This window comes from Alcanivorax sp. DP30 (assembly GCF_009882945.1).
In the GTDB taxonomy this organism is placed as follows: Bacteria; Pseudomonadota; Gammaproteobacteria; order Pseudomonadales; family Alcanivoracaceae; genus Alcanivorax.
Map to the genome: position 1 here is coordinate 62,389 of NZ_WTUY01000002.1, position 22,675 is coordinate 85,063.

The following is a 22,675-nucleotide window of genomic DNA, read 5'->3' on the forward strand; positions in this document are numbered from 1 at the left end:
AAATGAACGGTATTCGTTTATTAAAATAAAACAGGCCGTCCTGACGGCGAAATTTTGGGTTACAGGGACAGAAAAGGGGGAAGCATGTCGTCCGAGAATCCTTATCAAAGCACAGCCGCTCAGGTGGCTGACGAGCAGAGCTTTGTAGATACACCGGAACAGATCGCGGGAAAGATCCAGAATGGCTGGATTGCCGGGTTGATCACAGCGGGCGGCTCTCTGCTGTTTGGGCTATGGCAGTTTTTCATCAATCAGATCCCGGCTTCCTTCTTCGGCTTTGTTGCCGTGGATGCCCTGTTTGTGGCGGCCCTGTCTTTCGGCGTCTACAGAAAGAGCCGGGTAGCCGCGATACTCTTGCTGGTGTATTACCTGCTGGGTCGCATCGGGTTCTATCTTGAAGGTGGTAATCTGGGCGGGGTTTTCCTGCAGATCATTTTCCTTATTTTCTTTTATCAGGCAGCCCAGGCAACGCTGAAATGGCATCGGCTTGAGCGGGATCAGGGGGATCAGGCATGAACGCGCTCCACGCCGCCCTGATCGACGCCTCCCATGAAGCAGCGAAACGCCCTGCATTTTATAAAGCCCTGATGGAAGCCGATGTCTTTGTTATTGGCCATACAGACCAACCAGATGGTGGAGAGCATTCTCTGCAAGCTGGTGCAAAGGTATCGCTGGCCAATTGGGAGAAAGCCGACGGGTCGCCGGTGATTCCGTTTTTTACCCATCTCGAAGCGTTGCAGCGGGCCATTGATGCGGAGACCAGTTATCTCTCTCTGCCCGCGCGCAGCTTGTTTGAAATGACCCGTGGAACCACGCTATTCCTGAATCCCAAATCCGATTACGGGAAAGAGTTTGTGCCCCATGAGATTGATGCTCTGCTGGAAACTGGCATGAACCAGCAGGTGGAATCTCGTGTGGTAGAAAAGGAAACCCAGGTGCTGCTGGGGCAGCCTGCGGAATATCCCACAGCCATGGTGGAAGCGCTGCGGCAATTATTGCCATCTCATCCTTCTGTCCAGGCCGCCTATTTATGTCTGATGCATGACCCGGAAAGTGGCGATAAACCTACGTTGGTAGTGGGTTTCGAGGGGAAAGCGCTGGACCAGGCCATGCGTGAAGCGGGATCGGTGGTTGTGGATACGGCACCGGATAACCAGCCTGTGGATTTTGTGGTGGTGGATGAGCACGGGAGCGGTGTGGGAGGTTATCTGCGCGAGAGTGGCGCGTTTTATCAGGCGTGAATGAGACAATAATAATCAGGGAGTGATTAATGAGTGGTCTTGAAACAGCCGCAGACTGGATTGGCGCTGCCATCTTGCTGCTTTCCTATATATTTGTACTGACGATCGCTTTCCAGAAGTCCACCGGTTGGGGGTTGGGATCGTTGTTCTTGTGGCCGGTCGGCGTGATTTTCGTGCTACTCAATTTCCGCGAAACCAGCTTCTGGGTTGGCGGAATGGCACTTGGTATTGCCATCCTGAGTGTGTTCTAGCCTGGTTTGATGTGACGCTACCATACCGTAAGAAATGAGGCTTGGCTGACTCGGAGGAAGACTAACGGCGAGCGGTGGGGAATCCGGGAGCAGGGAGAGGGTTAGTTTTTCTCCCTGCCCGGACAGGCCTGCGCGCAACGCCTCTTACGCTGCCGTTTCTTCCGTGGTGGGCGTGTACTGCGTGGCATCGGTGGTGTATTCGGCGTGGCCGTATTCCACCAGAAGATCCTTGATGCGCTTGACCAGGAATTTGTCCGCCACCTTGTTGGCGACAGGGATATCCTGGAGGACCCGGAAGGCGGTCAGGCGTGGTAGCACGAACAGATTACCCACGGAGAACAGGGCATAGTCCAGCAGGTGAGGCTCCACACCCATTTCCTTAGCTTTGGACTTGTCCTTGCGGCCAAGGAAAGCCTCAGTAAAGAAAACCTTCGAATAGCTGCGCTCCACCGCATTGTGGATTTTGCTAAGCAGCTTCTTGTCCTTGGGACGGTACACGGACATGGTGGTACGGGTCAGTTCGCCACAGGTTTCGTCGTCATAGCCTTCTCGCAGGGTACCCGAGTAGGTGAGCATGGTGTCGATGATGTCTTTCGCCCTGGCTGGCAGTAGCTCTTCCGGCAGGCCCAGCAGGAAACACTCGTAGCGGGACAGTTCCACGATGGCGCGTTCCTGAGGGGTGAATTCCGTACGCCCCTTGCGCATGGCCTTGAAAGCGGTCAGGTAGGCGGGCATGGTGCCGGCGGGCATCTGGTCCACCTGGGGAATGGGGATGCCATAGACAGCCGGGTCCCAGGGGCCACCTTTGTCAGGCGTAGAGCGCTTGAGAATGTTGAAACGCACCATGGAATGCATCAGGCGAACCATGGCGGCGGCCTTGAAGCCGGGACCAAAGCGCTCCAGTGCACCTGGCAAGGTGGCGGTGGTAAAGAAACTGGACGTTTCGTTGATGCGTTGGTTCACGGACTCGTTGGCCAGGGTGCCGGTGATCGCCATGGGCAGGCCCGAGTACTTGTTCATGAAGGTGGCCACAAAGGCGCCACGGATCACCCAGGGCGCCAGATTCGCCATCTGGTTACGGCTCAGACGGGCGCCTTCGCGCACCAGTTCCATGTCCACCCATTCCGGGGTGTCTTCCATGGCCTGGATGAAATTCACCAGTTCCGGGGGGGCGTTTCCCACGGCGTCCAGCCCTTCATCGCAGGCTTTCTTCAGCATGGTAATCAGGTTGCGGAAGCCGTACTTGGGCATCAGTGCGGCATAGGCATCTGACACGGTGTCTCCGAGCAGGGTATAGGCCCGCGCCCGTTCCACCTTTTCTTGGTCGGCCAGAATATCGCTGCGGTACTTGCTGGCGAATTTCTGCGGTAGAGCACTGCGTACGTTGATGTCATCAGTGAAGCGCTCAGGGGTGGCATCGAAATCGATGTCGCCGTAGAGAGAGGGGATCAGGGTTTTCTGTGCACGCACCTTTTCCCAGAGTGCTTCCAGAGATTGGGACATTATGGCCTCGGCATTAACACGGGTTTGGTGCATACATAGCGTTTACTGGGCCGGGCTGACAATGACCGAAAATTGTAGAGCTGGAACTCACGGGTTTTTGGCCTGTAATGACGGCAAAAAAGAAACATACGGCTGGAAAGTGTTGAGCTACGAGCTACGAGCTACGAGCTACGAGCTACGAGCTACGAGCTACGAGCTACGCTCGATCGGATAGGAAGAACCAAAAAGGTTCCCCTGGTTTTGCCTTTCGAAACTCGCTTCTCGCAACTCGAAACTCATTCCTCGCCGATGTTCGTATCGCTGGCAGGCAAGCTCCTGCAGGGTCAGAAAATCGCTTCTATCCCTGTGCCTCCATGGCTGCCTTGTAGAGCGACTTGCGGGGCTCGGCAAAGACCTTGCGCAGCATGGGCTCGAAGTAGTCCAGCGGCAGGATCTCGCCTTCAGGATCAAAGGCCGGGGCGTCGTATTTGCTGACGAATTCCACAGTTTGTTTGAAGTGGGGGTGATCCTTGTAGCTGTCGCGCAGGTTGCGGTCCATGCCCAGGTAGTGGAAGAAGTAATAGCCCTGGAAGATGCCGTGGTGCTTGACCATCCAGTGGTTGGCGTCACTGACGAACGGTTCCAGCAGTACTGCCGCCACATCGGCATGGTTATAGGTGCCCAGGGTATCGCCGATGTCGTGGAGCAACGCGCAGACCACATACTCATCGTCCTTGCCGTCCCGGTGGGCGAGGGTAGCGGTCTGCAGGCAATGCTGGAACCGATCAATCTGGAAGCCACCGAAGTCGCCTTGCAGCAGACGCAGGTGATCCATGATGCGGTCCGCCAGGCCATGGCTGAACTCGCCGAAATTACCCGCGATGATTTTCCAGTCTTCGGCGCTGCCGTCTTTCATATGCCTGAATTTGGCACGGGGTTGACGCATGTCATTCATATTGGCTCTCCCGGTCGGTTTGAGTTTGTTGTTGTACGGGTCAGTCTGCGTAGCCAGGGTTCTCCCTATCCAGCTTGCGCAGCAGCCCCGGCCAGGCCAGCTGTCCCCCCATGCCTTTGGTCACCTGATCGGCTTGCTGCTTGATGGTCTGGACGATGCCGTCGGGGATCGGGGTCAATGGACGATTGCCAGACAGGGCCTGGAGCTGGATCTCGCAGGCCCGCTGCAGGATGAACATGTTCAGGAAGGTATCTGCCACGGTGCTGCCCACGGTGAGCAGGCCGTGGTTACGCAGGATCATGAAGTTGGTGTTGCCAAGGTCTGCCTGCAGGCGGGCTTTTTCATCTTCGCGCAGGGCTACGCCTTCGTAGTCATGATAGGAGAGGCTGGAGAGAGGGAACAGGCTTTGCTGCGAGAGGGGCAACAGGCCTTCCTTCTGGGCAGAAACCGCGACACCGGCGGTGGTGTGGGTGTGCATCACGCAGGTTGCATCGTCGCGCACCGCATGGATGGCGCTGTGGATGGTGAAACCCGCCGGGTTGATATCGAAATCCCCGGGGTCGAGCTTGTTACCTTCCTGGTCCACACGGACCAGGCTGGATGCAGTGATCTCGTCGAACATCATCCCGTAGGGGTTAATCAGAAAATGATGGTCGTCACCCGGAAGGCGGGCAGACAGGTGGGTGAAAATCAGATCATCCCAGCCGAACAGGGCAACAAGCCGGTAGGCGGCTGCCAGGTCCACTCGCAGTTGCCACTCTTCGACACTGACACGGTCTTTTCTGGAATGGATCACCGCAGGATCAAGCGTTGCTTGGCTCTTCATTATAGTGCTCTCCCTGAATTTCTTTTGTGTGTGGGCGCCTCTTAATCATCCCCTCCAAGCCCCGGTCTTTCTGTCTGGCTCACAGCTTGGTACGCGTGTAGAGGGCGTGATTCTGAATATGTCTGTACCGCGATTGCCCCTAGCAGTTTAGGGCCGCATTTGCGGAAAAGACTGTCAACAGGTTTACAATTGCTGAATGACTGATACCTTCAACATTCTTCGGAATTGCCCCCTTCTTGCCGGTTTCCCGGATGCTGCGCTGCTTGAGGCAGTGGAGCACACCCGAATTCGCGACTTTTCTGCCAATGAAGTGATCTATCAAAAGGATGAGCTGCAGTCGTACTTGTGTGTAATTGCCGAAGGGATGGTCAGGATCAACTCCATTAATGCCCAAGGGCGTGAAGCCCTGCTGATCATCTTTGATCAGGGGACCTGGGTGGGGGATGCCGTATTCACGCCGGGCGGGCGGCGAGTCTACGGTGCGACTGCGCATACCCACGCGCGTCTGGTCGAGCTGCCCGGCCCATATTTTCGCACACTGATGGAGCGTTATCCGCAGTGTTATCCGGTAGTGCTGGAGTGCATCAGCCGTCGTCTTTGGTCCGCAATGCACCTGATTGAGGAAGATGCCCTGCGTGGGACAACCGTCAGGGTGGGGCGGCGCCTTTTGTTCCTTTGCGACATGCAGCGAGGCACTGCTGAATCGGGAGCGCCCGTGACGGTGTATCTCACCCGGGAGCATTTGGCCAACATGATGGGAATGACTCGTCAGGGAGTTCATCGAACGTTGAAGCGTTTTCAGCAGGCCGGGCTTATCCAGCTGGGATATGGCTGTGTGACTATCAATGATGAGGAGGCGTTACGCGTCTGGCTGGAACACTGTCAGGAGTGATAACTCGGGAAAGGGGAGTGTGGGGAATAATTCTGGGGGTGTTTGATCTAATTCTTTTGGCTAATAAAAAAACGCCATAAAAAGGGTTTTGTACTCCATCAGTTAATACTTTTGGTTATTTTTAATGCCCCGTAATGGGGGTTTGTTGTTCGCCATATTTCTAAATCATTACTTAAAATATTTGACAGATAATAAGATCAATTCATTAGGAAATCCGCGTCACATTTTAATAAAAACACCATGGAATGGGGATCCTGACCTCTCTAGCATTCAAGCTGTTCAATAGGGCTAGTAAAAAAGCCTTACTCAAATAAGGGTGGTCACCAGGAAGTGCTACCTTAATGAAATAAGGAGAGACGAAACAGGAATAAAAAATGTGCTCTTTATATAAAACTCTGGTTTTCTTGTTTTCATTTAATCTTGCGGCGTGTGGTGCCGGTAGCAGCGGTGGCGGTGAAGCAGTTTCCAATCCCGACGCAGGGTCTTCGTCAGGGACTCCAGAAGCATCTTATCCGAAGGATAGCGACAGCTCAGCAGGTGCTGGCGGGGGTGAGAGTGACAGCAGTGGTGCCCCTGTGTATCAGGGAAAGTCATCATTCGATCAAGCCTTCTCCTCAAGCGTGCTCCAATACGAAGTCACGGACGGCACGAAGCAGAAAACACTCTATTCCGAGGAGTTGCTGGAATACCCTGAAACGGATTATTTCTACTTCAAAAACGCGTATCTGGTCTTTGATCTCATACGTGAAGGCAAGGCCAAAAAACGTTCGGAACTCCGTCAGTATCCGGAGTGGTCCATCGGTGATGAAAACACCATGACAGCGACCCTTCGTCTGGAGTCTTCCGAGTTGAATGAATACACCTGGATGCAATTGCACCGGAAGGAAAAATATTCAGTCAAACCTCCGTTGAGATTGACTTGGGCGAAAGCACAGCGCATCGACGGGAAAACTTACAAGGATTATCTGGTAGCGGTTTTTTACCATGAGGGCAGCGGGTACCACAAAGTACCTCTAATGCCTCGTCCTGACGGTGACTTCAAGGCGCAGGTCCGCGCTAATAACCACCAGGTGTTTATCAGTGTTAATGATAGCCTGATGCATGTGGAGAACGTTGCAGGTTGGGCAAACTATAACTGCTATTTCAAAGTCGGCCTTTACCTCTCAGGCAGTGAGTCCGCGTATGGGAATACGCAGGTTGCTGTCTCGGCATTGGACTTTCAGCACAGCCCGAGTATTAGTGGAAAGTACTGATGAGAACTCGGGCCTGAGGAGGCTTTTGACATTCATTGGGTCAGGCTGCTGATGTCGAGCGTCAAAGTCAGGAGAGCTTCTGGATCAGCATTATCCGAATGGATGGTCAGGGAGCCGCTGAACGCCCAATGACCGCTACATTCGTCCGGCAGGTTGCTCCAAAGCAGTGGCTTCATACTCTTCCGGTCTGATTGTTTTGTGGTCATTTTGTAATTTTCTACTGTCACGAAATTGAAATGGCTGATGTTATTTCGTGGGATAAGTACCTATTTTTATTGAAAGTTTGAAATTCTGGAATGCAGTTTTTTTTTGTCCCTTAATGGGGAGAATAAAAAAAACGTCAATTATAAAGGAGCAAAAGCCGACTGGCGGCCTGTTCTGTGCTGTTTAACACTGTTCCTGCCCATTACCGAAAGGAGCCGTGTCATGCAATCGGGTGCTGTTGTTACGCTCTGGTTTTTCTTTTTGATGGTGATCTGTTCATCGGCGGCAGCAATGGAAGAAGCCTTGAGCCAAAGTGAGCTGCAGTATGAAGTGGGCAATGAGAGGATTTGGGAAGTTTGGGACAGCGATGCTTTGCTCGCGTATCAGGAAGCGCCTTATTATTATTCCTATTATGGGTATCAGGTATTTGATCTGACTCGTCAGGGCAAAGAAAAGAAACGTGCTGAACTCCGTCAGTCAGAAGAGTGGTCGGTTGCAGGTACCCAAGAGCTTAGAGCAACCATGCGGCTGGAGTCCTCCAGTCTTGATGAATTCACTTGGATGCAATTGCACCGCAAGGAAGATTACTCGGTCAAGCCGCCGCTCAGGTTGGTATGGGTGCGCGACGAATGGATTGCGGGGGGGCGCTATAGGGATTACCTGGTGGCTGTCTTCTACCATGTTGGCCAGGGGTACACTGTTCTGCCATTGAGGGAACGCCCTTCCGGGGACTTCAGCGTGCGACTGGTGGTGAGTAATTATCAGGTCTATGTGGTCATCAACGATCAGCTTCTGGCCGTAGAAAATGTGTCGGCCTGGAGCGGTTATGATTGCTATTTCAAGCTTGGGTTATATACATCAGGCAATAGTGCGGATTATGGTCAGGCGAGGGTTGGAGTGCGGGAGCTAACGTACTTGCCTCCCGCACTGTAGCCCTATGACTAACGGACTTCCATGCCAGGCTTGGCACCTGTGTCGGGGCTGAGGATATGGATGTCATCGCCGCCGGGGCCGGCGGCCAGTACCATGCCTTCGGATACGCCAAACTTCATCTTGCGCGGCGCCAGATTGGCCACCAGAACCACCAGTTTGCCTTCCAGATCTTCCGGATTGTACTTTGCCTTGATCCCGGCAAATACATTGCGCTCACCCAGCTCGCCCACATCCAGAGTGAGCTGCAGCAGTTTGTCGGCACCTTCCACATGTGCCGCCTTGGCAACACGGGCCACACGAAGTTTTACCTTTAGGAAATCATCAATGGTGATGGTTTCGTCATCACTGGCCGCAGGTTCGGCAGTTTTCTTCGCAGGTTTGTCAGTCTTGGCCGCTACGTCGCCGGATTTGGAATCTTCCAGCATGGCCTCGATCTGTTTCATGTCAATGCGACCCAGCAGTGGCTTGAACTTGGCGATCTCGTGATCCAGAAGCAGGCTGTCAGCATCTGCCCAGATCAGGGGCTCCACCTGAAGGAAGGCCTCGGCACGCTCGGCCAGTGCCGGCAGGACTGGCTTGAGGTAGATCACCAGCAGGCGAAAGACGTTAATAGCTGTGCTACAGATGGCCAGCACTTCCTGTTCCTTGCCGTCTTCCTTGGCCAGTGACCAGGGGGCCTTTTCGGCAATGTAGCCATTGGCGTGGTCGGCCAGGGCCATGATTTCACGCATGGCCTTGCCGAATTCACGCTGTTCGTAGAACTCTGCAATGCGCGGGGCGGCTTCCTGGACTTCGCGTACCAGCATCAGGTTGTCGAGATCGTTGCTGAGGGTGCCACCGAACTTCTTCACGAAGTTGCCGGTGCGGCTGGCAATGTTGACCAGCTTGCCGACCAGGTCGGAGTTTACCCGCTGGGCAAAATCTTCCAGGTTGAGGTCGAAGTCATCAACCCGACTGGAGAGCTTGGCCGCAAAGTAGTAGCGCAGGTACTCAGGGCTCATGTGATCCAGGTAAGTGCGGGCCTTGATGAAGGTGCCGCGGGACTTGGACATCTTGGCGCCATTGACGGTCACAAAGCCGTGGCTGTAGATGGCGGTGGGTTTGCGCAGGCCGGCACCATCAAGCATGGCAGGCCAGAACAGGCCGTGAAAGTTGATGATGTCCTTGCCGATGAAGTGGTACAGCTCGGCGTTGGAGTCCTTGCCCCAGTAGTCGTCGAAGCTCAAGCCTTCGCGATCACAGTAGTTCTGGAAACTGGCCATATAGCCGATGGGCGCATCCAGCCAGACATAGAAGTACTTGCCCGGGTAGCCGGGGATTTCGAAGCCAAAGTAGGGGGCTTCGCGGGAAATGTCCCAGGGCTGCAGGTCTTCAATCCACTCCTGCAGCTTGTTGGCCACTTGTTCCTGCAGGGCGCCTGATCGGGTCCACTCGCGCAGCAGGGATTCAAATTTTGGCAGATCAAAAAATAGCTGTGTCGTTTCTTTTTCTACCGGCGTTGCGCCGCTGACGGCAGAATAGGGATCGATCAGATCTGCTGGTGAGTAGGTGGCACCGCAAACTTCACAGTTGTCACCGTACTGGTCCTCGGCTTTGCACTTGGGACAGGTCCCCTTGACGAAGCGGTCTGCCAGGAACATGCCTTTTTGGGGATCATACAGCTGGGTGATCTGCTTCTCGACAATGTAGCCTGCATCCTTGTTACGCTGGAACACCATTTCGGAGAGGGCACGGTTTTCCGGGCTATGGGTGCTGTAGTAATTGTCGAAGTGAATCTGGAAATCGGCGAAATCCCGCTCATGGTCGGCTTTGACCTGGGCAATCTGTTCTTCGGGGGTGACGCCATTCTCTTCGGCCTTGAGCATGATGGCGGTGCCATGGGCATCGTCGGCGCACACGTAGGTACACTGCTGGCCGCGGAGCTTCTGGAAGCGAACCCAGATATCCGTCTGGATGTATTCGAGCAGGTGGCCAAGATGGATCGGGCCATTGGCGTAGGGCAGGGCGCTGGTCACCAGAATCTTGCGTGGCGTGTCACTCATGAGAACAGGGTCGTTTATCCGGCCAAAGGGGCGCCTATGATACGGGGACAGCGGTTTTTTTTCATCCTGTCCGGACAGTCATCCGCCAATGGCTGCCATTGGTAGACCGCAGGGCTACATTTGACTCTTTGGCTGGTATGACTCTCGCTGGCGGTCTGGCGCTCCACTGACGGGACAATAATCAAACAATCCGCTTATTGATGTAGGGGAACAAGGGGAATGACACTTCGATCACGAATTCGCTGGTTGCTGATTTTTACGGCGGCCAGCTGCGTAGCGCTGATCTCTGTTGCCCTTTATCAGGTCAATCATTCATTTCTGGATCGGCTTAATGAGCAATCCGCTGGCCGAGAACTGCAGAAGGTGGAAGCGGCTTTTCTGGATCAGTTATCGGTGCTGCGGGTGCGGGCGGCAGACTGGACTCAGCAGCCAGACAAGCCGCCGCTGAAGCTGGACGGTGTTGGGCATCTGGATATGCTGATGGCCCTGGAGAACGACCGCATCGTCTGGCAGCAGGGCGCCGAGAGCCTGATTGCCGGCGGTGTGGCGCAACGTCTGGCAGGTAATTTCGCTGAAAGTTGCTCGCCCATATGGGGCGTTGTACGGACGGATGAGCGGGCTCTGCTGTTTATCACCGCAGTTGAAAACCAGTGTGAGGCCTATCTGTTGGGGGTCTGGCTGGATAGCACGTGGATGAACTATCTGTCCGATCGGGTGGGCCATGCTCTCTATGTCCGGGATGTGCCGGCAGGTAAAGAGCCGGTCCGGGGGCTTTCACGGGAAACCAGTGACGCGCTGCATGGTCGCTTTCCGTTACCCGATTACCTGGGCGGACAGCCGCTTGAGGTGGTGGTGGAGCTGCCCAGAGATGGAATGGGTGCCATGGTCAGTTCCGTGGTGGCCATGATTATTATCATGGTCGTGCTGGTGGCGCTGGCCGTGATTTTGGTAAACCTGCGTATTCAAACCATGCTGTTTGGCCGACTCAAGCTGGTCCATAACGCGGTGCGTTCCATCGCCCGTGGTGGCACTCTCGACCAGCGATTACCCGTGCTCAGCGATGATGAAATCGGTGAGCTGGCAATGGATTTCAACAGCATGGTGGATAGCATCGAAAATGCGCAAAACCAGCTGGCAGAGGCTCGAACCCAGGCAGAGAGTGCAAGCAAGACCAAAAGCCAGTTTCTGGCCAATATGAGCCACGAGATCCGTACACCGATGACGGCGATCCTTGGCTATACCGAACTGCTGCGTGGTGGCGTGCTGAGCGCGGAAGAGCAGAAGCGTTATCTGAATATTATCCAGCATAACGGTGATGCCCTGCTGGCATTGATCAACGACGTGCTGGACTTGTCTCGTATTGAAGCCGGGCAGGTGACCAGTGAGCAGCGACTGTTCTCTCCCCAGGATCTGCTCGATGAGGTGGTGGACAGCCTGCATCTGCGTGCCAGAGAGAAAGGCCTGGCTCTGGAGTTGACTTCGTCGGGCCGGTTACCGGCAACGGTATCCGGCGATGTCTTCAGGTTGCGGCAGATCCTCATGAATCTGGCGGGTAATGCGGTGAAATTCACCGAGCATGGCCATGTGCGGGTGTTGGCGAGCTGGGATACGGCTGGCCAGAGTTTGAAGGTGCGAGTAGAAGATACCGGTATTGGTATCAGCGAATCCGAGTTGAGATCTATTTTCCAACCGTTCTCGCAAGCCGATGCGTCACATTCGCGACGCTATACGGGTACCGGGCTTGGCTTGAGTATCGCCCGGGAGTTGGCGCGTGCCCAGGGCGGGGATATCACGGTTTTCAGCCAGGAAGGCAAAGGCAGCCGTTTCGAGTTGGTACTGCCTCTGACGGTGGCCAGTGCCATGCCATCGGGTCGTGAAGTCAGAGCAAACCCGGGTCTTAATGTCGAAGGACCGCTTAGCGGGCGGGTGTTGCTGGCCGAAGACAACCAGGTTAACCGCTTGTTCGTTCACAAAGTGTTGGGAAATGCCGGGCTCACTGTGGTGGAAGCGGAGAACGGCAAGGAAGCCTGCCGCGAGTTTGCTGACAACCCGGATTTCGACTTGATTGTACTGGACATGCAGATGCCTGAAATGGACGGCTATCAGGCTGTGGCCGAGCTGCGTGACAGGGGGTATGCAGGGCCGGTTCTGGCCCTCACTGCAAATGTGCTGGCCCTGGATCGCCAGCGCTGTCTGGACGCAGGGTGTGATGAATTCCTCGGTAAGCCGGTTCGCATCAAGGAGCTGATCCAGGTTTGTTCCCGATTGTTGAGTCAGGCGGAAACATCACTGGATTTGGAGAGCTGAGCGCGTTTGATGGCCTCGCTCACCTGCTGTCGGGAGACCGGCTTGCTCAGATAATCATCCATCCCCGCATCGCGGGCTTTTTGTACATAATCCCCGGTCGCATGGGCTGACAGGCCAATGATCCAGCAATGGGGCTGGCTCGACTGGTTACCTTCCATTTCACGAATGGCGGTGGTGGCCTGGTAGCCGTCCATCACCGGCATTTCGCAGTCCATAAAGCAGATATCCCAATAGTTGGGTTGCTCGGCGACCAGCGCCAGAGCCTCCTCACCATTTGCAACCAGAGTGGGGTGAAGCCCCAGTGACTTGAGAATGCTTTCGATGACAAGCTGATTGACTGCATTGTCTTCCGCAACGATGACATTCAGGCGATTGGCCTGATCCAGAATCACAGTTTGCTCAACCATGCCGCTGTCTAAAGCGGATTCATCTTTACCTGTCACCAGGCTGCGTTTCAGGGCCTGACAGGAAAGCGGCGTTTCAATCAATAGCAGATCTTCCGGCAGCTGATTGCTGAGCGGAGTGCCGGTTGGGTGTAGCAGCACCAGAGTAGGATTTTGGAAACGATCCCGAAGGCGCTCCACCAGTGATTCGGAAGCCATGACATTGTGTTCGGCAATGACAAAATCAACGGGCTGATCCTGAAGGCCAGGATCAAGAGCTGATTCGGCATCACGGAATTCCCGGGTCTTGGCTCCCCAGCGGCTGAGAAGCTGGGACAGACTGAGCAGCTGGGCCGGAGTGCTGGAAATGACCACAGCAGAGCGGTTCTTCAGTACCGGCCGTGGACTGCTTTGTGCGACTTTGACAGGCAGCGATAACCAGAAGGTAGCGCCCCGGCCGAGCGAGCTGCTGACACCGATGTCGCCGCCCAACAGCACGCTGAGGCGTTTGCAGATCACCAGCCCCAGGCCGGCCCCTTTCTGGTCGCCCTTGTGACGCACTTCGCTGACCGCGTCAAACAGGGTGGCTTGCTGCCCTTCATCCAGACCACTACCGGTGTCCACGACTTCGATCATCAATACGCACTGATGGTTAGAATTCACTGGCTGCTTGAGGGTGACGTGCAATGCAACACTGCCACGCTCTGTGAACTTGAAGGCGTTGCTGAGCAGGTTGGTGAGGATCTGCTTCAGACGAATCGGGTCGGTGCGAATAGTGTCCGGGACCCGGCTGTCGATGTGGATATACAGTGGCACCTGTTTCTCGCTGGAGCGAAGGGCAAACAGGCGAACACAGTCGTCGACGATGCTTTCCAGCGCTGTGTCCTGAAAATCCAGTTCCAGTTTGCCGGACTCGATGCGGGAATAATCAAGGATGTCGTTGATCACCGTCAGCAGCGACTGGGTGGACTGGTAAATGGTGCTTACATATTGCGCTTGCTGCTGAGTCAGTGCGGTGCGGCGGAGCAGGTCACTCATCCCCATGATGCCGTTCATTGGTGTGCGGATCTCATGACTCATGGTGGCCAGGAATTCGCTCTTGGCATGGTTGCGGGCACCGGCCTTGAAGGCTTCCATTTCCGCGATAGCCCGGTCCCGGATGGAATCAGAATGTGCTTCCTTGAGGCGGTTGATGCGACGGGCCAGGGCGAGAGAGAGCAGCACGACCTCCACGAACACACCCACCTGCAGCAAGTTTTCAGTCAGCACATTGCGAGGCACGATACCGTACTTGTTTAGCGCCATGGATGCCGCACCAATAATGAAACAGGCCCAGGCGAAGGTGAAAATACGGGCGTCGGGATCCCCGGATCGAGCGCGTATCAGGCCCACTAGCAGGATACTGAAATCCATGACCAGAATGGCAATCACGCTAATCGGAATCAGGAATTCACGACTGGAAAAGGGGGCGGCCAGAAACAGAATCGTACCGGTGATGACCAGGCCTTGCAGCCATAGGGCAAGGCGGGGCGCTTTTTCCTTGAGCGACAAAAAATGCAGCGTAAAGAGCGACGGTAACAGGACCAGCAAAGGCAGCAGGAAATGAATGATGTGACTGCTGATCAGAGGGGAATGAGGCCAGAAATAACGCTGTGCATAGCCCTGGAACACAGCCAGGTAAAGCGTGATGGCCACTGACCAGCACACATAAAGCAGATAAACCTTTTCCCGGACGGAAAAAAACAGCGACAGGTTGTAGAGAATCATCACCAGCATGCCGCCAAAGAACAGGCCTTGTATCAGCGTGCGGGTAAGAAAACCGGACTCGAATTTCTCACGGGTCATCAATGCAAGCGGTAACTGGAGACTGTGCGCTGAGCTCACGCGGAAATAGAAGTCGCTGTCGATGCCGGCAGGCAGAGATATGGGAAACGCAGGGACCGGGTACTCACCGGTTCGCACGCTGAAGTCTCTGTCCATACCTGCCTGGTAATAGCTGATGATATTGCCACCGGCATCCACCTGGTACACATCCACTTCGCCCAGCATTGCGTAATCAATTCGCAGGAACCATTCACTCTGCAGGGTGTTGAGATTGCGTACCGTCAGGTGAAACCAGCAGTGATCGCGGGTAAAGCCAAGGTTGGGTGTGCCACTATCGACTTTTTGCCAGTTTCCTGATTCTCGAGTACGCACACTATTGATGTCAGGGACCTGATCTGCAGGCGTGCAAAAAAACTTGATGCCCTCTTGGGGATGGAGAATTTGTTGCTGTTCACCAATAATCTGCATATTTGTGCTGTCGGCGTGTGCGACAGACACAGCAAGTTGCAGAAAAAACGCAACAACCAGAAGAAAACCGAATCGTACGTCCTTGGACACAGTTGGATTCCTGAATAAAGGAGGGGCGCCTTCTCGGGTGTGATTTAGAGTTATCCCCAAGAAGGAATGCTAGCAGTGTGGGGGCAGGTGCTCAATCAGGGGGGAAGTGAATGTCACGGATGGTGAACCGTTTCGCGGTTGGCCCGATTGTGGGAGAAGCCGGGGCAACGCACGTGAGGCTGTTTGGTTCCTTGCCGGCGAACACCTTGAACTCGGGCGAAAAGTGTCAGTGGGGCAGGGTGCGATGGCGTGAGGAACGGGATAAAGACTGGTCTCCAGCTCGCCGTTTCAGGGTAAATGGTAATTTTGATGGCAGCGGTGTGGTGGTCCTCAATGGTTTACAGCCGGGGACTCGCTATCAGTTTCAGGCTGGCTGGATCAGTAGCGAAGAGGAGTTTGCTCTGGACTGGCAGCATATCGAAACTGGCTTCTTTTCGACCAATGATCCGCAGGCCAGACGCACCCGGTTGTTATTTGGCTCCTGCTGTTATCGCTTTGTGGGGCTGGATGGAAAAATTCAGGATGACCGGGCGGACAAGATCTTTGCGGAGATGAGTTCGCTGGCCGAACAGGAAAAGCCGGATTTTGTCCTGTTCGGGGGTGATCAAGTGTATGCAGATTCCATGCATAGCCTGGGCGCCGCGGAGAATCGTGATGATTTTCTCAGTCTTTACCGGGAAAGTTTTTCTCAGCCCCATCTGGCTCGCCTGCTGCGTGAAAGCGGCAGCTACATGATCCTTGATGACCACGAAATCGAGAATAACTGGCCGGCAAGAGCGGATGCTTCCCGTTGGACCAGCAAGTATCCGGCGGCAATCAAGGCTTACCAGATTTACCAAGCTTCCCACTCGCCAGCGGCGCCGCTCAACGGTGCCGGCACCTGGCTGGACCGGGATCCGGACAAGTTCTGGTACTGTTTTTCCCGTGGCCCTGCGGATTTCTTTGTCATGGATGTGCGGACAGAGCGGGTTCTCAGTCGCTGGCCCTGGCAACGGCAGATGATCAGCGAGGCCCAGGAGAGCGCATTCCGCCGCTGGCTGGAAACTGAGCCCGGGCGAATCAAGGTGCTCGTCAGTTCCGTGGTGATGTTTCCCGAGCAGCGCCGTCCGTTCCGTGGCAAGGATGCCTGGGAAGGCTTTCGCCATCAGCGTCAGCGTCTGTTGCAAGCCATGGCGGACAGCCCCGCCGAGAAGCTGGTGGTGCTCAGTGGCGACGTGCATGCCTCGCTGTATGCCAACCTGACACTCAAGGGAGGCAAGCAGGTGCATAGCTGGACCTGTTCAGGCTTGTTCTGGCCCACAGCGCTGATGGCATTCCGCTGGTACCGGCCCATGATTCGGGTGCCGGGGCTGCTTTATGGCGGTTGGGGAAAGCCGCTGGGTCAGGTGAACGTGCCGGGTGAGGTATTCAGCGATAACGCGTTCTCCATGGTGTCATTCGATGAACAGGGTGCGCGCTTTGAGCTGTTCGACCGGCGCAGGCGTGCGGTGGAGGCTTCCAGCCAGCAGATTTACTGGTAATTCTACTTTGGGGGTAGGCAGGAACTTCGTGCAATTATGGCGAATGGCTTACATTAACAGAGGCAAATGGCCTCTTATGGTCGCACGGTGATTTACCTATAGTGGACCACGCAAGGACGCGATAGAACACGGATGTTCGATTTCGGCCCGGTACAGCCTCGCCCGCCAGACCCCAAACTGGCGGGCGTTTCTTTTTTTGCCGCTTTACAGCCTCAACATGTCTCATGCTTCAGGCAACAAGCGCCCTTCATCTCCTCTCTTCCTTTGCCTCATGGCGCCCAAGTCGCGATAATGCGCCGGATTCGAACCGGAGCACACCATGTCTGAACAACGCGTAGATCGTGACGTCCTCAAAGCCAAACTGAACCAGGAAACCGCCAAGGCAAGCTGGGCCGAGCTTCAGCCCTTTTTTGCCCGGGGACAGACAGTCTATGTGGCCCCGGGACTGGACCTGGTGGACGTGGCGTTGGCTTTTTCAGAGGACAATGCAGGCCAGCTCACCTTGTGGCGCGAAAAAGGGCAGGTCGACAAGGTGTCCGATGAGCAAGCCGGCCAGTGGTATGACGCCGACCAGACACTTTGGACCGTAGTGGTGATGCCGTGGGTGTTGGTTCAGCCGGAACAGATGCAGTAAGCCTGTTCAGGACACCTCGCGATTCAGCTCTGCCATGTGCTTTGCCGTCAATCCGGGTTTTTCCTGCTGAAATCGCGCCCGGTACTCGCCGGGTGGCATCCCCTGCCAGCGCTTGAACGCCTTGTGAAAGGAGGTGGGATCCTCATAGCCCATCTGGCGGGCGATATTGTTAAGACTCTCTTCGCCGATTCTGACCAGTAATTCGGCCTGTTCTGCGCGTACCTGGTCCAGCAAATCCCGAAAGCAGGTGTTGTGACTGCTGAGCCTGCGCTGCAGATTGCGTACGCTGATGTTCAGTGCACTGGCCAGTGTTTTTTGGTCGATTTCGCCGTTGGGTAACTGCTGGCGTAGCGTGTTGCGAATTCCTGCCACGAAATGCTCGTCACGTAACGCGGCCAGCGCCTTGTCGCACTGGCTTAATCCCTGCTGATAGCGGTCATCATCGTGGTTGGGATTGAGGGTATCCAGACAATGCGAGGGAATCACCACTTGATCCTGCTGGCAATCGCCCCTCACTGGCACCTTAACCAGCGCGGAAAACAGGTCGGTGAGGGGCGTGTCCTCACTCAGTTCCAGTCGGGTGGTCTCTCCGTCCTGCACTCCGAACATCACATCTGCCAGGCGGACAAATCCGCTGAGAATGGCATGGGTCTGCATGCGGTGAACCTGGATACCGTCAACCGCATTGCAACGTATGGCTATTTCATCCTGGCCAGCACGATGCAGGCTGATGGTCTGTGCCTCGGTGAGCAAGGGCCAATAGGTTTCCAGCGCCTTTAGTGCCTGCCAGCCATCCCGGTAGTAGTGCAGCACATCGCCCAGGGGCGACAAGTCGGGTAAAAGCACCTGCTGGCCGATACGAAACCCCATGCCTGGATCGTTGAGGGAGGTCTGAGCGGCTTCAAAGAGTCTGCAAATGGATCTGACTTCGAGGCGGGTCTGTTCCTGCGAGAGCTGTGACGTGGGTAGCTGGGCCTGACGGGCCAGTTCGTCCAGATTCAGCCCCTGCTTTTGCCAGTAGCGCAGGTCATTGCGAAACATGGCGATGTGTTTGGTGAACATGTCGGTCTCCGGGGACGCATGATGTGGCGTCATTGTTCTAATGATTTGGTGCTAGACGACACGCATCCATTCGTTCTGGCGCTCCTTACCATTGTTGTCCGTTAGTGCTTCCGTAAAGTCTGTCGCTTGTACTGCCGTACTGCAGAAACCCAAGAATAAGCCAAAAAATGGGGTTCAAGGCGGCTGTTTTTTCAATCTAGTGAGACGTGCGTCACAAATACAGGTGATGCCGGGAGACTATACGAGATGCAGAACAATAGGAATAAAGGATTAGTGGGTGCGTTGCCGGGTCTGGCAGCTCCCATGGCGATTGCGCTGGTCATGACCGGCTGCGGCGGCGGTGGCAGCAGCAGTTCCGGTGGGGCAAAAGCGGATGACAAGCCTGCTTCCGCCTATAGCTATCCTGCTGACATGCCTGCAGATGTGGCGACCAAGGAAATGGCCTGTGGTGGGGAAGATGCCATTGAACTGGATGCCAACAACATTACCGATAGCGCCAAGATTGCCTTCCTGGACGCCCAGGATGGAGACGTGATCGTGTTCCCCGAGGGCAAGTTCAATCTGCAGGATACCCTGACGCTGGATGGTGAGCTGGGCGGTGCCCGTGTGGACGGCGTAACCATCTGTGGCCAGGGCATGGACAAGACCATTCTGGATTTCTCCCAGTCAGTGGGGGACGACGGCCTGTTCATTACCAACATCAACAATGTGGAAATCTTCGGCCTGGCTGTCACCGAGGCGGCCAACAACGCCATCAAGCTGCAGCATGCTGATGGGGTGAAAATCCATTACACCGCCACCGTGTGGCAGGGTGAGCCTGACAAGGGCAATGGCGCCTATGGCCTGTACCCGGTTGAAAGCAAGAACGTACTGGTGGAAAACAGCTATGTACGTGGATCAGCGGATGCCGGTGTGTATGTAGGGCAGTCCGAGAACATTGTGGTGCGTAACAACGTGGCCGAGTACAACGTGGCCGGCATTGAAATCGAGAACTCCAGGAATGCCGACATGTACAACAACATCGCCCGTTACAACACGGGTGGTCTGCTGGTATTCGATCTGCCTATCGGTAACGGCGCATACGGTTCCGGTGTGCGGGTCTTTGGCAACGAGGTGTATGAAAACAACACCAAGAACTTTGCCAACAGCAGCAGCAATCCGGGTGGCGTGCACATTGTTCCGCCGGGTACCGGTGTGATCGTGCTCTCTACCGATAACGTGGAAATTTTCGATAACACTATCGAGAAACACGACACCCTGGCCGTGGCGGTCACCAGCTACCTGATGGCGGATGAGGATGCCTTCGGTGCCGACTACCAGGGCATCATCGCTGACGGTTGGCTGCCGCTGGTGCGCAACATTCATGTGCACGACAACAGCATTGCCGACACCGGTGCCAACCCCAATGGTGCCCTGATTCAGGACCTGATCCTGCTGTTCAGCTTCACCGAAGGGCTGCAGTGGTCGCACATCATCTATGACGGTGCTGCCGAGCAACTGGCTAACACGGGGGCTCTGATGGGGCTGGGTATTGGTGCCTATGAAGCGGGCGACAAGGTGTGCTTCCAGAACAACAGCGGCGCCACCATCGGCTACCCGTATGACCCGGCAACCTCTGCCACTGAAGCGGGCCCGACCCTGAGCCCGGCCTTCGGTACGGATCTGCTTGACTGCTCTCATGAGCCGCTGCCCGCAGCATCCCTGGTGTTTGACGGCGTGACCTATGGTTGCGGTGTGGATGACACCACCAGCGAGCACTGCGCTGCGAGCCTGTAACTTTCCTACCTGAAAAGGAACCGCTGTCCCCGTTATGGGGCCAGTGGTTCTGGAGTGATGACATGAAAACCCTGATTCGACTTTCCCTGATGGCTGGTGCGGTAGCACTGGCCGCTTGTGGTGGTGGGGGTGGCAGTTCCTCAGGTGGAAAAGCCCCTGAGGCTGACAAGCCGGTGGCCAAGAACTGCCAGATCAGTGAATCCAGTGATGTGAACTGGACGGCACTGGCCAGTGAGAACCTGACCAAGCTGTCGGACTACAACCTGTTCGCCAGCAGTTGTGATCCTACCCGCGATGCCCATGGCGGCATGCCCTACGATTTGAATTCTCCGCTTTTTACTGATTACACCAGCAAATACCGTTTTGTGTTTATCCCGGACGGTGAAGCGGCCGCGTATCAGCAGAATGATGTTTTCGATTTCCCGGTAGGCACGGTCATCAGCAAGACATTTGCCATGCCTGCAGAAACCTCACACCGGGGCTATTCACCGGATGAGAGCGGCGAGCGTTTGCTGGAAACCCGCTTGTTGATCCATCGTGCAGACGGTTGGACCGCGCTTCCCTACAAGTGGAACGCAGACGGCACAGAAGCCACTTATACCCCGCAGGGTGCCCAGTTGCCCATGTCGGTGGTACACAATGGCGCCCAGCAGAACTTCACCTATGTGGTACCGGACAAGGCACAGTGCAAGCAGTGCCACAGCTACGATAATGGGGATACCAATGTGTTCATTCCCATCGGTCCCAAGGCGCGCCATCTCAATGGCGATTTCGATTATGGCGAGGGCCCGGTCAATCAGCTGACCCACTGGCAGTCTGAAGGCCTTCTGACGGGTTTGCCGCTGCTGGAAAATGTGGATCAGGTGCCGGTTTACAAGGATGCCGATGCCAGTCTGCTGGATGGCTATTCCGATCAGCAGCTGATGGATGCGGCCAAGGGCTACCTGGATGCCAACTGTTCCCACTGCCATGGTGTCGGGGGTACTGCGGCCTATACGGGCCTGCAGCTGGAATTCTGGCGCGCTTACAGCACCGAAAAAGAAAAACACGGTGTCTGCAAATCACCCATTGCCTATGACCAGGGTGAGATGAGCTATGACGTGGTGCCCGGTGATGCTGCCAATTCCATCCTGCATTTCCGAATGAACACCACCAACAATCAGGACAGCATGCCGCGTCTGGGGCGAGGCTTGATCCATCAGGAAGGGGTTGCCCTGATTGAGGCCTGGATCAACAGCCTGCCTGCTGAAGCTTGCTCGCCGGCATCTTGAGGTGAGCATGCGTCTGCTGGTTGGCGTGGCGGGGCTGCTGTTACTGGCTGCTTGCGGTGGTGGCGGCAGCAGCGGCACCTCTGGCAGCGCCAATGACGTGCCTGTTACTGAGCCGCCACCGGTAGAGGTGGACCCTCGTTGTCTGAGCGAGGAGTCCGGGCCTAACTGGCCGGCGCTGTTGGGTGTCAATTGCCCGTTGCTGTCTCACTACAACCTGTTTGCTGATCAGCGAAATCCTCGTGTGACTGCCACTGGGTCGGGGTTACCGTTTGCCCCGGCCAGTGGTCTTTTTACTGATCATGCCAACAAGTACCGTTTCGTATTTCTACCGGAAGGCGCCAGCGCCACTTATCGTGACAACTATGGCCTGCAATTTCCCGTTGGCACTGTGCTGGTCAAGACCTTTGCGCTTCCTGTTACTCAAAGCGGAGCGGATGATCGGCTGATGGAAACCCGCCTGCTGATACACCGTGAAGACGGCTGGGTCGGTTTGCCGTTTGCATGGCGGGATGATGGTCAGGATGCCGAACTGGCCAGAATCGGCAAGGCTGTTCCGACCTATGTAATGGTGGAGGGGGTGCAGCAGGAGTTTACCTATCAGGTGCCGGATGTGCTGACCTGCAGAAAGTGTCATCAGGGCCGTACCGAGAATGAGGTGATGACGCCGTTGGGCACCACGGTAAGGCAGCTGAACCACACCTTGGACTATCCAGCAGGGAGCGAAAACCAGCTGGTGTACTGGCAACAGCAGGGGCTGCTTTCCGGCGTGCCGGACGCCAGCCTGTGGCCACGGGCGGTGAACTGGAAGGATGAATCAGAATCCCTGACGTTGCGCAGCAAATCCTATCTGGACAGCAACTGCAGTCACTGCCACAGCGACGTGGGCAGCGGTGCTTTATCCGGATTGCGCCTGGAATTCTGGCGCGACGAAACCCGCTATGAATATGGCATCTGTAATCCGGCCCAGGGCTACTACGGCGGTGAATACAGCCTCACGTATGACATCATCCCGGGGGATGCAGAGCATTCAGTGATGCCTTACCGGATGGGGTCCGAGCGTAGCACCCACAATGCCAAGGACATGATGCCGCCATTGGGGCGCAGTCTTGCTGATCATGATGCGGTTGCCATGATCCGCGAATGGATTAATGCCATGACTGCCGATCCTTGCCCTACCTTGAACTAACGGAATATCGACTACAGCGTGCGCGGATGACACCCCGGGAAAGGATAGGGTGGTATTGGCGCATGGCTCCGGTAT

18 protein-coding genes are annotated in these 22,675 nt (G+C 55.5%); 12 read left to right on the forward strand and 6 right to left on the reverse strand.

Annotation, left to right across the window (positions count from 1 at the left end; translation table 11 throughout):
- The first annotated feature begins 84 nt into the window (after window positions 1-84).
- Genes GQF00_RS00875 through GQF00_RS00885 form a run of 3 tightly spaced genes read left to right on the forward strand, consistent with a single transcriptional unit; the run spans window position 85 to window position 1,492 of the window.
- Window positions 85-516: a hypothetical protein gene (locus tag GQF00_RS00875; RefSeq protein ID WP_161317136.1), complete on the forward strand. Its 432-nt coding sequence runs from the start codon at window positions 85-87 to the stop codon at window positions 514-516.
- Window positions 513-1,241, forward strand: a complete 729-nt coding sequence (locus GQF00_RS00880) for an enhanced serine sensitivity protein SseB C-terminal domain-containing protein (protein ID WP_161317138.1) — start codon at window positions 513-515, stop codon at window positions 1,239-1,241. The genes GQF00_RS00875 and GQF00_RS00880 overlap by 4 nt, the downstream gene beginning before the upstream one ends.
- A 29-nt stretch (window positions 1,242-1,270) precedes the next feature.
- Window positions 1,271-1,492, forward strand: a complete 222-nt coding sequence (locus GQF00_RS00885) for a hypothetical protein (RefSeq protein ID WP_161317140.1) — start codon at window positions 1,271-1,273, stop codon at window positions 1,490-1,492.
- A gap of 144 nt (window positions 1,493-1,636) precedes the next feature.
- Here GQF00_RS00885 and GQF00_RS00890 read toward each other — a convergent pair whose 3' ends face one another.
- The 3 genes from GQF00_RS00890 to GQF00_RS00900 all read right to left on the reverse strand — a co-directional run bounded on the left by GQF00_RS00890 (window position 1,637) and on the right by GQF00_RS00900 (window position 4,755).
- Window positions 1,637-2,995 (reverse strand): oxygenase MpaB family protein, encoded by a 1,359-nt coding sequence (locus GQF00_RS00890; protein WP_161317142.1) that lies wholly within the window; start codon window positions 2,993-2,995, stop codon window positions 1,637-1,639.
- Between the two features lie 337 nt (window positions 2,996-3,332).
- On the reverse strand, window positions 3,333-3,929 hold the full coding sequence (locus tag GQF00_RS00895; protein ID WP_161317144.1) for an HD domain-containing protein: 597 nt from the start codon (window positions 3,927-3,929) through the stop codon (window positions 3,333-3,335).
- A gap of 40 nt (window positions 3,930-3,969) precedes the next feature.
- Window positions 3,970-4,755: a class II aldolase/adducin family protein gene (locus tag GQF00_RS00900; protein ID WP_161317146.1), complete on the reverse strand. Its 786-nt coding sequence runs from the start codon at window positions 4,753-4,755 to the stop codon at window positions 3,970-3,972.
- A 196-nt stretch (window positions 4,756-4,951) separates the two neighbouring features.
- On the opposite strand from GQF00_RS00900, the gene GQF00_RS00905 reads away from it, so the two are divergent.
- From GQF00_RS00905 to GQF00_RS00915, 3 genes are all read left to right on the forward strand, one after another.
- Complete coding sequence (locus GQF00_RS00905; protein ID WP_161317148.1) at window positions 4,952-5,647, forward strand: Crp/Fnr family transcriptional regulator; 696 nt, start codon at window positions 4,952-4,954, stop codon at window positions 5,645-5,647.
- Window positions 5,648-6,021: 374 nt separating this feature from the next.
- Window positions 6,022-6,900 carry a polysaccharide lyase family 7 protein gene (locus tag GQF00_RS00910; protein WP_161317150.1) on the forward strand — a complete coding sequence of 293 codons (879 nt, stop codon included), beginning with the start codon at window positions 6,022-6,024 and terminating at the stop codon, window positions 6,898-6,900.
- Between the two features lie 426 nt (window positions 6,901-7,326).
- Window positions 7,327-8,037 carry a polysaccharide lyase family 7 protein gene (locus GQF00_RS00915; protein ID WP_161317152.1) on the forward strand — a complete coding sequence of 237 codons (711 nt, stop codon included), beginning with the start codon at window positions 7,327-7,329 and terminating at the stop codon, window positions 8,035-8,037.
- Between the two features lie 8 nt (window positions 8,038-8,045).
- Here the strand turns inward: GQF00_RS00915 and metG are convergent, their stop codons facing one another.
- Window positions 8,046-10,079, reverse strand: a complete 2,034-nt coding sequence (gene metG, locus GQF00_RS00920) for a methionine--tRNA ligase (RefSeq protein WP_161317154.1) — start codon at window positions 10,077-10,079, stop codon at window positions 8,046-8,048.
- 219 nt (window positions 10,080-10,298) lie between these two features.
- On the opposite strand from metG, the gene GQF00_RS00925 reads away from it, so the two are divergent.
- On the forward strand, window positions 10,299-12,386 hold the full coding sequence (locus tag GQF00_RS00925) for an ATP-binding protein (RefSeq protein WP_161317156.1): 2,088 nt from the start codon (window positions 10,299-10,301) through the stop codon (window positions 12,384-12,386).
- On the opposite strand, the gene GQF00_RS00930 is transcribed toward GQF00_RS00925, so the two are convergent.
- Window positions 12,353-15,151 carry a 7TM diverse intracellular signaling domain-containing protein gene (locus GQF00_RS00930; RefSeq protein ID WP_370519434.1) on the reverse strand — a complete coding sequence of 933 codons (2,799 nt, stop codon included), beginning with the start codon at window positions 15,149-15,151 and terminating at the stop codon, window positions 12,353-12,355. The genes GQF00_RS00925 and GQF00_RS00930 overlap by 34 nt on opposite strands.
- A 110-nt stretch (window positions 15,152-15,261) precedes the next feature.
- Here GQF00_RS00930 and GQF00_RS00935 point away from each other — a divergent pair, with 110 nt between their 5' ends.
- Window positions 15,262-16,671, forward strand: a complete 1,410-nt coding sequence (locus GQF00_RS00935; protein ID WP_161317158.1) for an alkaline phosphatase D family protein — start codon at window positions 15,262-15,264, stop codon at window positions 16,669-16,671.
- Window positions 16,672-16,990: 319 nt separating this feature from the next.
- A complete protein-coding gene (locus GQF00_RS00940) occupies window positions 16,991-17,305 on the forward strand; it encodes a DUF2288 domain-containing protein (protein WP_161317160.1) in 315 nt (104 codons plus the stop codon).
- 6 nt (window positions 17,306-17,311) lie between these two features.
- Here the strand turns inward: GQF00_RS00940 and GQF00_RS00945 are convergent, their stop codons facing one another.
- The gene (locus tag GQF00_RS00945) at window positions 17,312-18,367 is read right to left on the reverse strand and encodes an AraC family transcriptional regulator (protein WP_161317162.1); all 1,056 of its coding nucleotides are present in this window, start codon (window positions 18,365-18,367) and stop codon (window positions 17,312-17,314) included.
- A 246-nt stretch (window positions 18,368-18,613) separates the two neighbouring features.
- On the opposite strand from GQF00_RS00945, the gene GQF00_RS00950 reads away from it, so the two are divergent.
- The 3 genes from GQF00_RS00950 (at window position 18,614) to GQF00_RS00960 (ending at window position 22,600) form a co-directional block, all read left to right on the forward strand.
- A complete protein-coding gene (locus GQF00_RS00950) occupies window positions 18,614-20,143 on the forward strand; it encodes a parallel beta-helix domain-containing protein (RefSeq protein WP_161317164.1) in 1,530 nt (509 codons plus the stop codon).
- A 62-nt stretch (window positions 20,144-20,205) separates the two neighbouring features.
- Complete coding sequence (locus GQF00_RS00955; protein ID WP_161317166.1) at window positions 20,206-21,414, forward strand: SO2930 family diheme c-type cytochrome; 1,209 nt, start codon at window positions 20,206-20,208, stop codon at window positions 21,412-21,414.
- A gap of 7 nt (window positions 21,415-21,421) precedes the next feature.
- Entirely contained in the window at window positions 21,422-22,600 is a 1,179-nt protein-coding gene (locus GQF00_RS00960) for an SO2930 family diheme c-type cytochrome (protein ID WP_161317168.1), read from the forward strand.
- Window positions 22,601-22,675: the final 75 nt, after the last annotated feature.

What these genes read in the sequence shown, in the direction of transcription:
- metG (WP_161317154.1), bottom strand. Translation starts at nt 10,079, where the DNA reads ATGAGTGACACGCCACGCAAGATTCTGGTGACCAGCGCCCTGCCCTAC.
- GQF00_RS00960 (WP_161317168.1), top strand. Translation starts at nt 21,422, where the DNA reads ATGCGTCTGCTGGTTGGCGTGGCGGGGCTGCTGTTACTGGCTGCTTGC.
- GQF00_RS00915 (WP_161317152.1), top strand. Translation starts at nt 7,327, where the DNA reads ATGCAATCGGGTGCTGTTGTTACGCTCTGGTTTTTCTTTTTGATGGTG.
- GQF00_RS00940 (WP_161317160.1), top strand. Translation starts at nt 16,991, where the DNA reads ATGTCTGAACAACGCGTAGATCGTGACGTCCTCAAAGCCAAACTGAAC.
- GQF00_RS00935 (WP_161317158.1), top strand. Translation starts at nt 15,262, where the DNA reads ATGTCACGGATGGTGAACCGTTTCGCGGTTGGCCCGATTGTGGGAGAA.
- GQF00_RS00885 (WP_161317140.1), top strand. Translation starts at nt 1,271, where the DNA reads ATGAGTGGTCTTGAAACAGCCGCAGACTGGATTGGCGCTGCCATCTTG.
- GQF00_RS00925 (WP_161317156.1), top strand. Translation starts at nt 10,299, where the DNA reads ATGACACTTCGATCACGAATTCGCTGGTTGCTGATTTTTACGGCGGCC.
- GQF00_RS00905 (WP_161317148.1), top strand. Translation starts at nt 4,952, where the DNA reads ATGACTGATACCTTCAACATTCTTCGGAATTGCCCCCTTCTTGCCGGT.
- GQF00_RS00900 (WP_161317146.1), bottom strand. Translation starts at nt 4,755, where the DNA reads ATGAAGAGCCAAGCAACGCTTGATCCTGCGGTGATCCATTCCAGAAAA.
- GQF00_RS00945 (WP_161317162.1), bottom strand. Translation starts at nt 18,367, where the DNA reads ATGTTCACCAAACACATCGCCATGTTTCGCAATGACCTGCGCTACTGG.
- GQF00_RS00955 (WP_161317166.1), top strand. Translation starts at nt 20,206, where the DNA reads ATGAAAACCCTGATTCGACTTTCCCTGATGGCTGGTGCGGTAGCACTG.
- GQF00_RS00875 (WP_161317136.1), top strand. Translation starts at nt 85, where the DNA reads ATGTCGTCCGAGAATCCTTATCAAAGCACAGCCGCTCAGGTGGCTGAC.
- GQF00_RS00910 (WP_161317150.1), top strand. Translation starts at nt 6,022, where the DNA reads ATGTGCTCTTTATATAAAACTCTGGTTTTCTTGTTTTCATTTAATCTT.
- GQF00_RS00890 (WP_161317142.1), bottom strand. Translation starts at nt 2,995, where the DNA reads ATGTCCCAATCTCTGGAAGCACTCTGGGAAAAGGTGCGTGCACAGAAA.
- GQF00_RS00880 (WP_161317138.1), top strand. Translation starts at nt 513, where the DNA reads ATGAACGCGCTCCACGCCGCCCTGATCGACGCCTCCCATGAAGCAGCG.
- GQF00_RS00950 (WP_161317164.1), top strand. Translation starts at nt 18,614, where the DNA reads ATGCAGAACAATAGGAATAAAGGATTAGTGGGTGCGTTGCCGGGTCTG.
- GQF00_RS00895 (WP_161317144.1), bottom strand. Translation starts at nt 3,929, where the DNA reads ATGAATGACATGCGTCAACCCCGTGCCAAATTCAGGCATATGAAAGAC.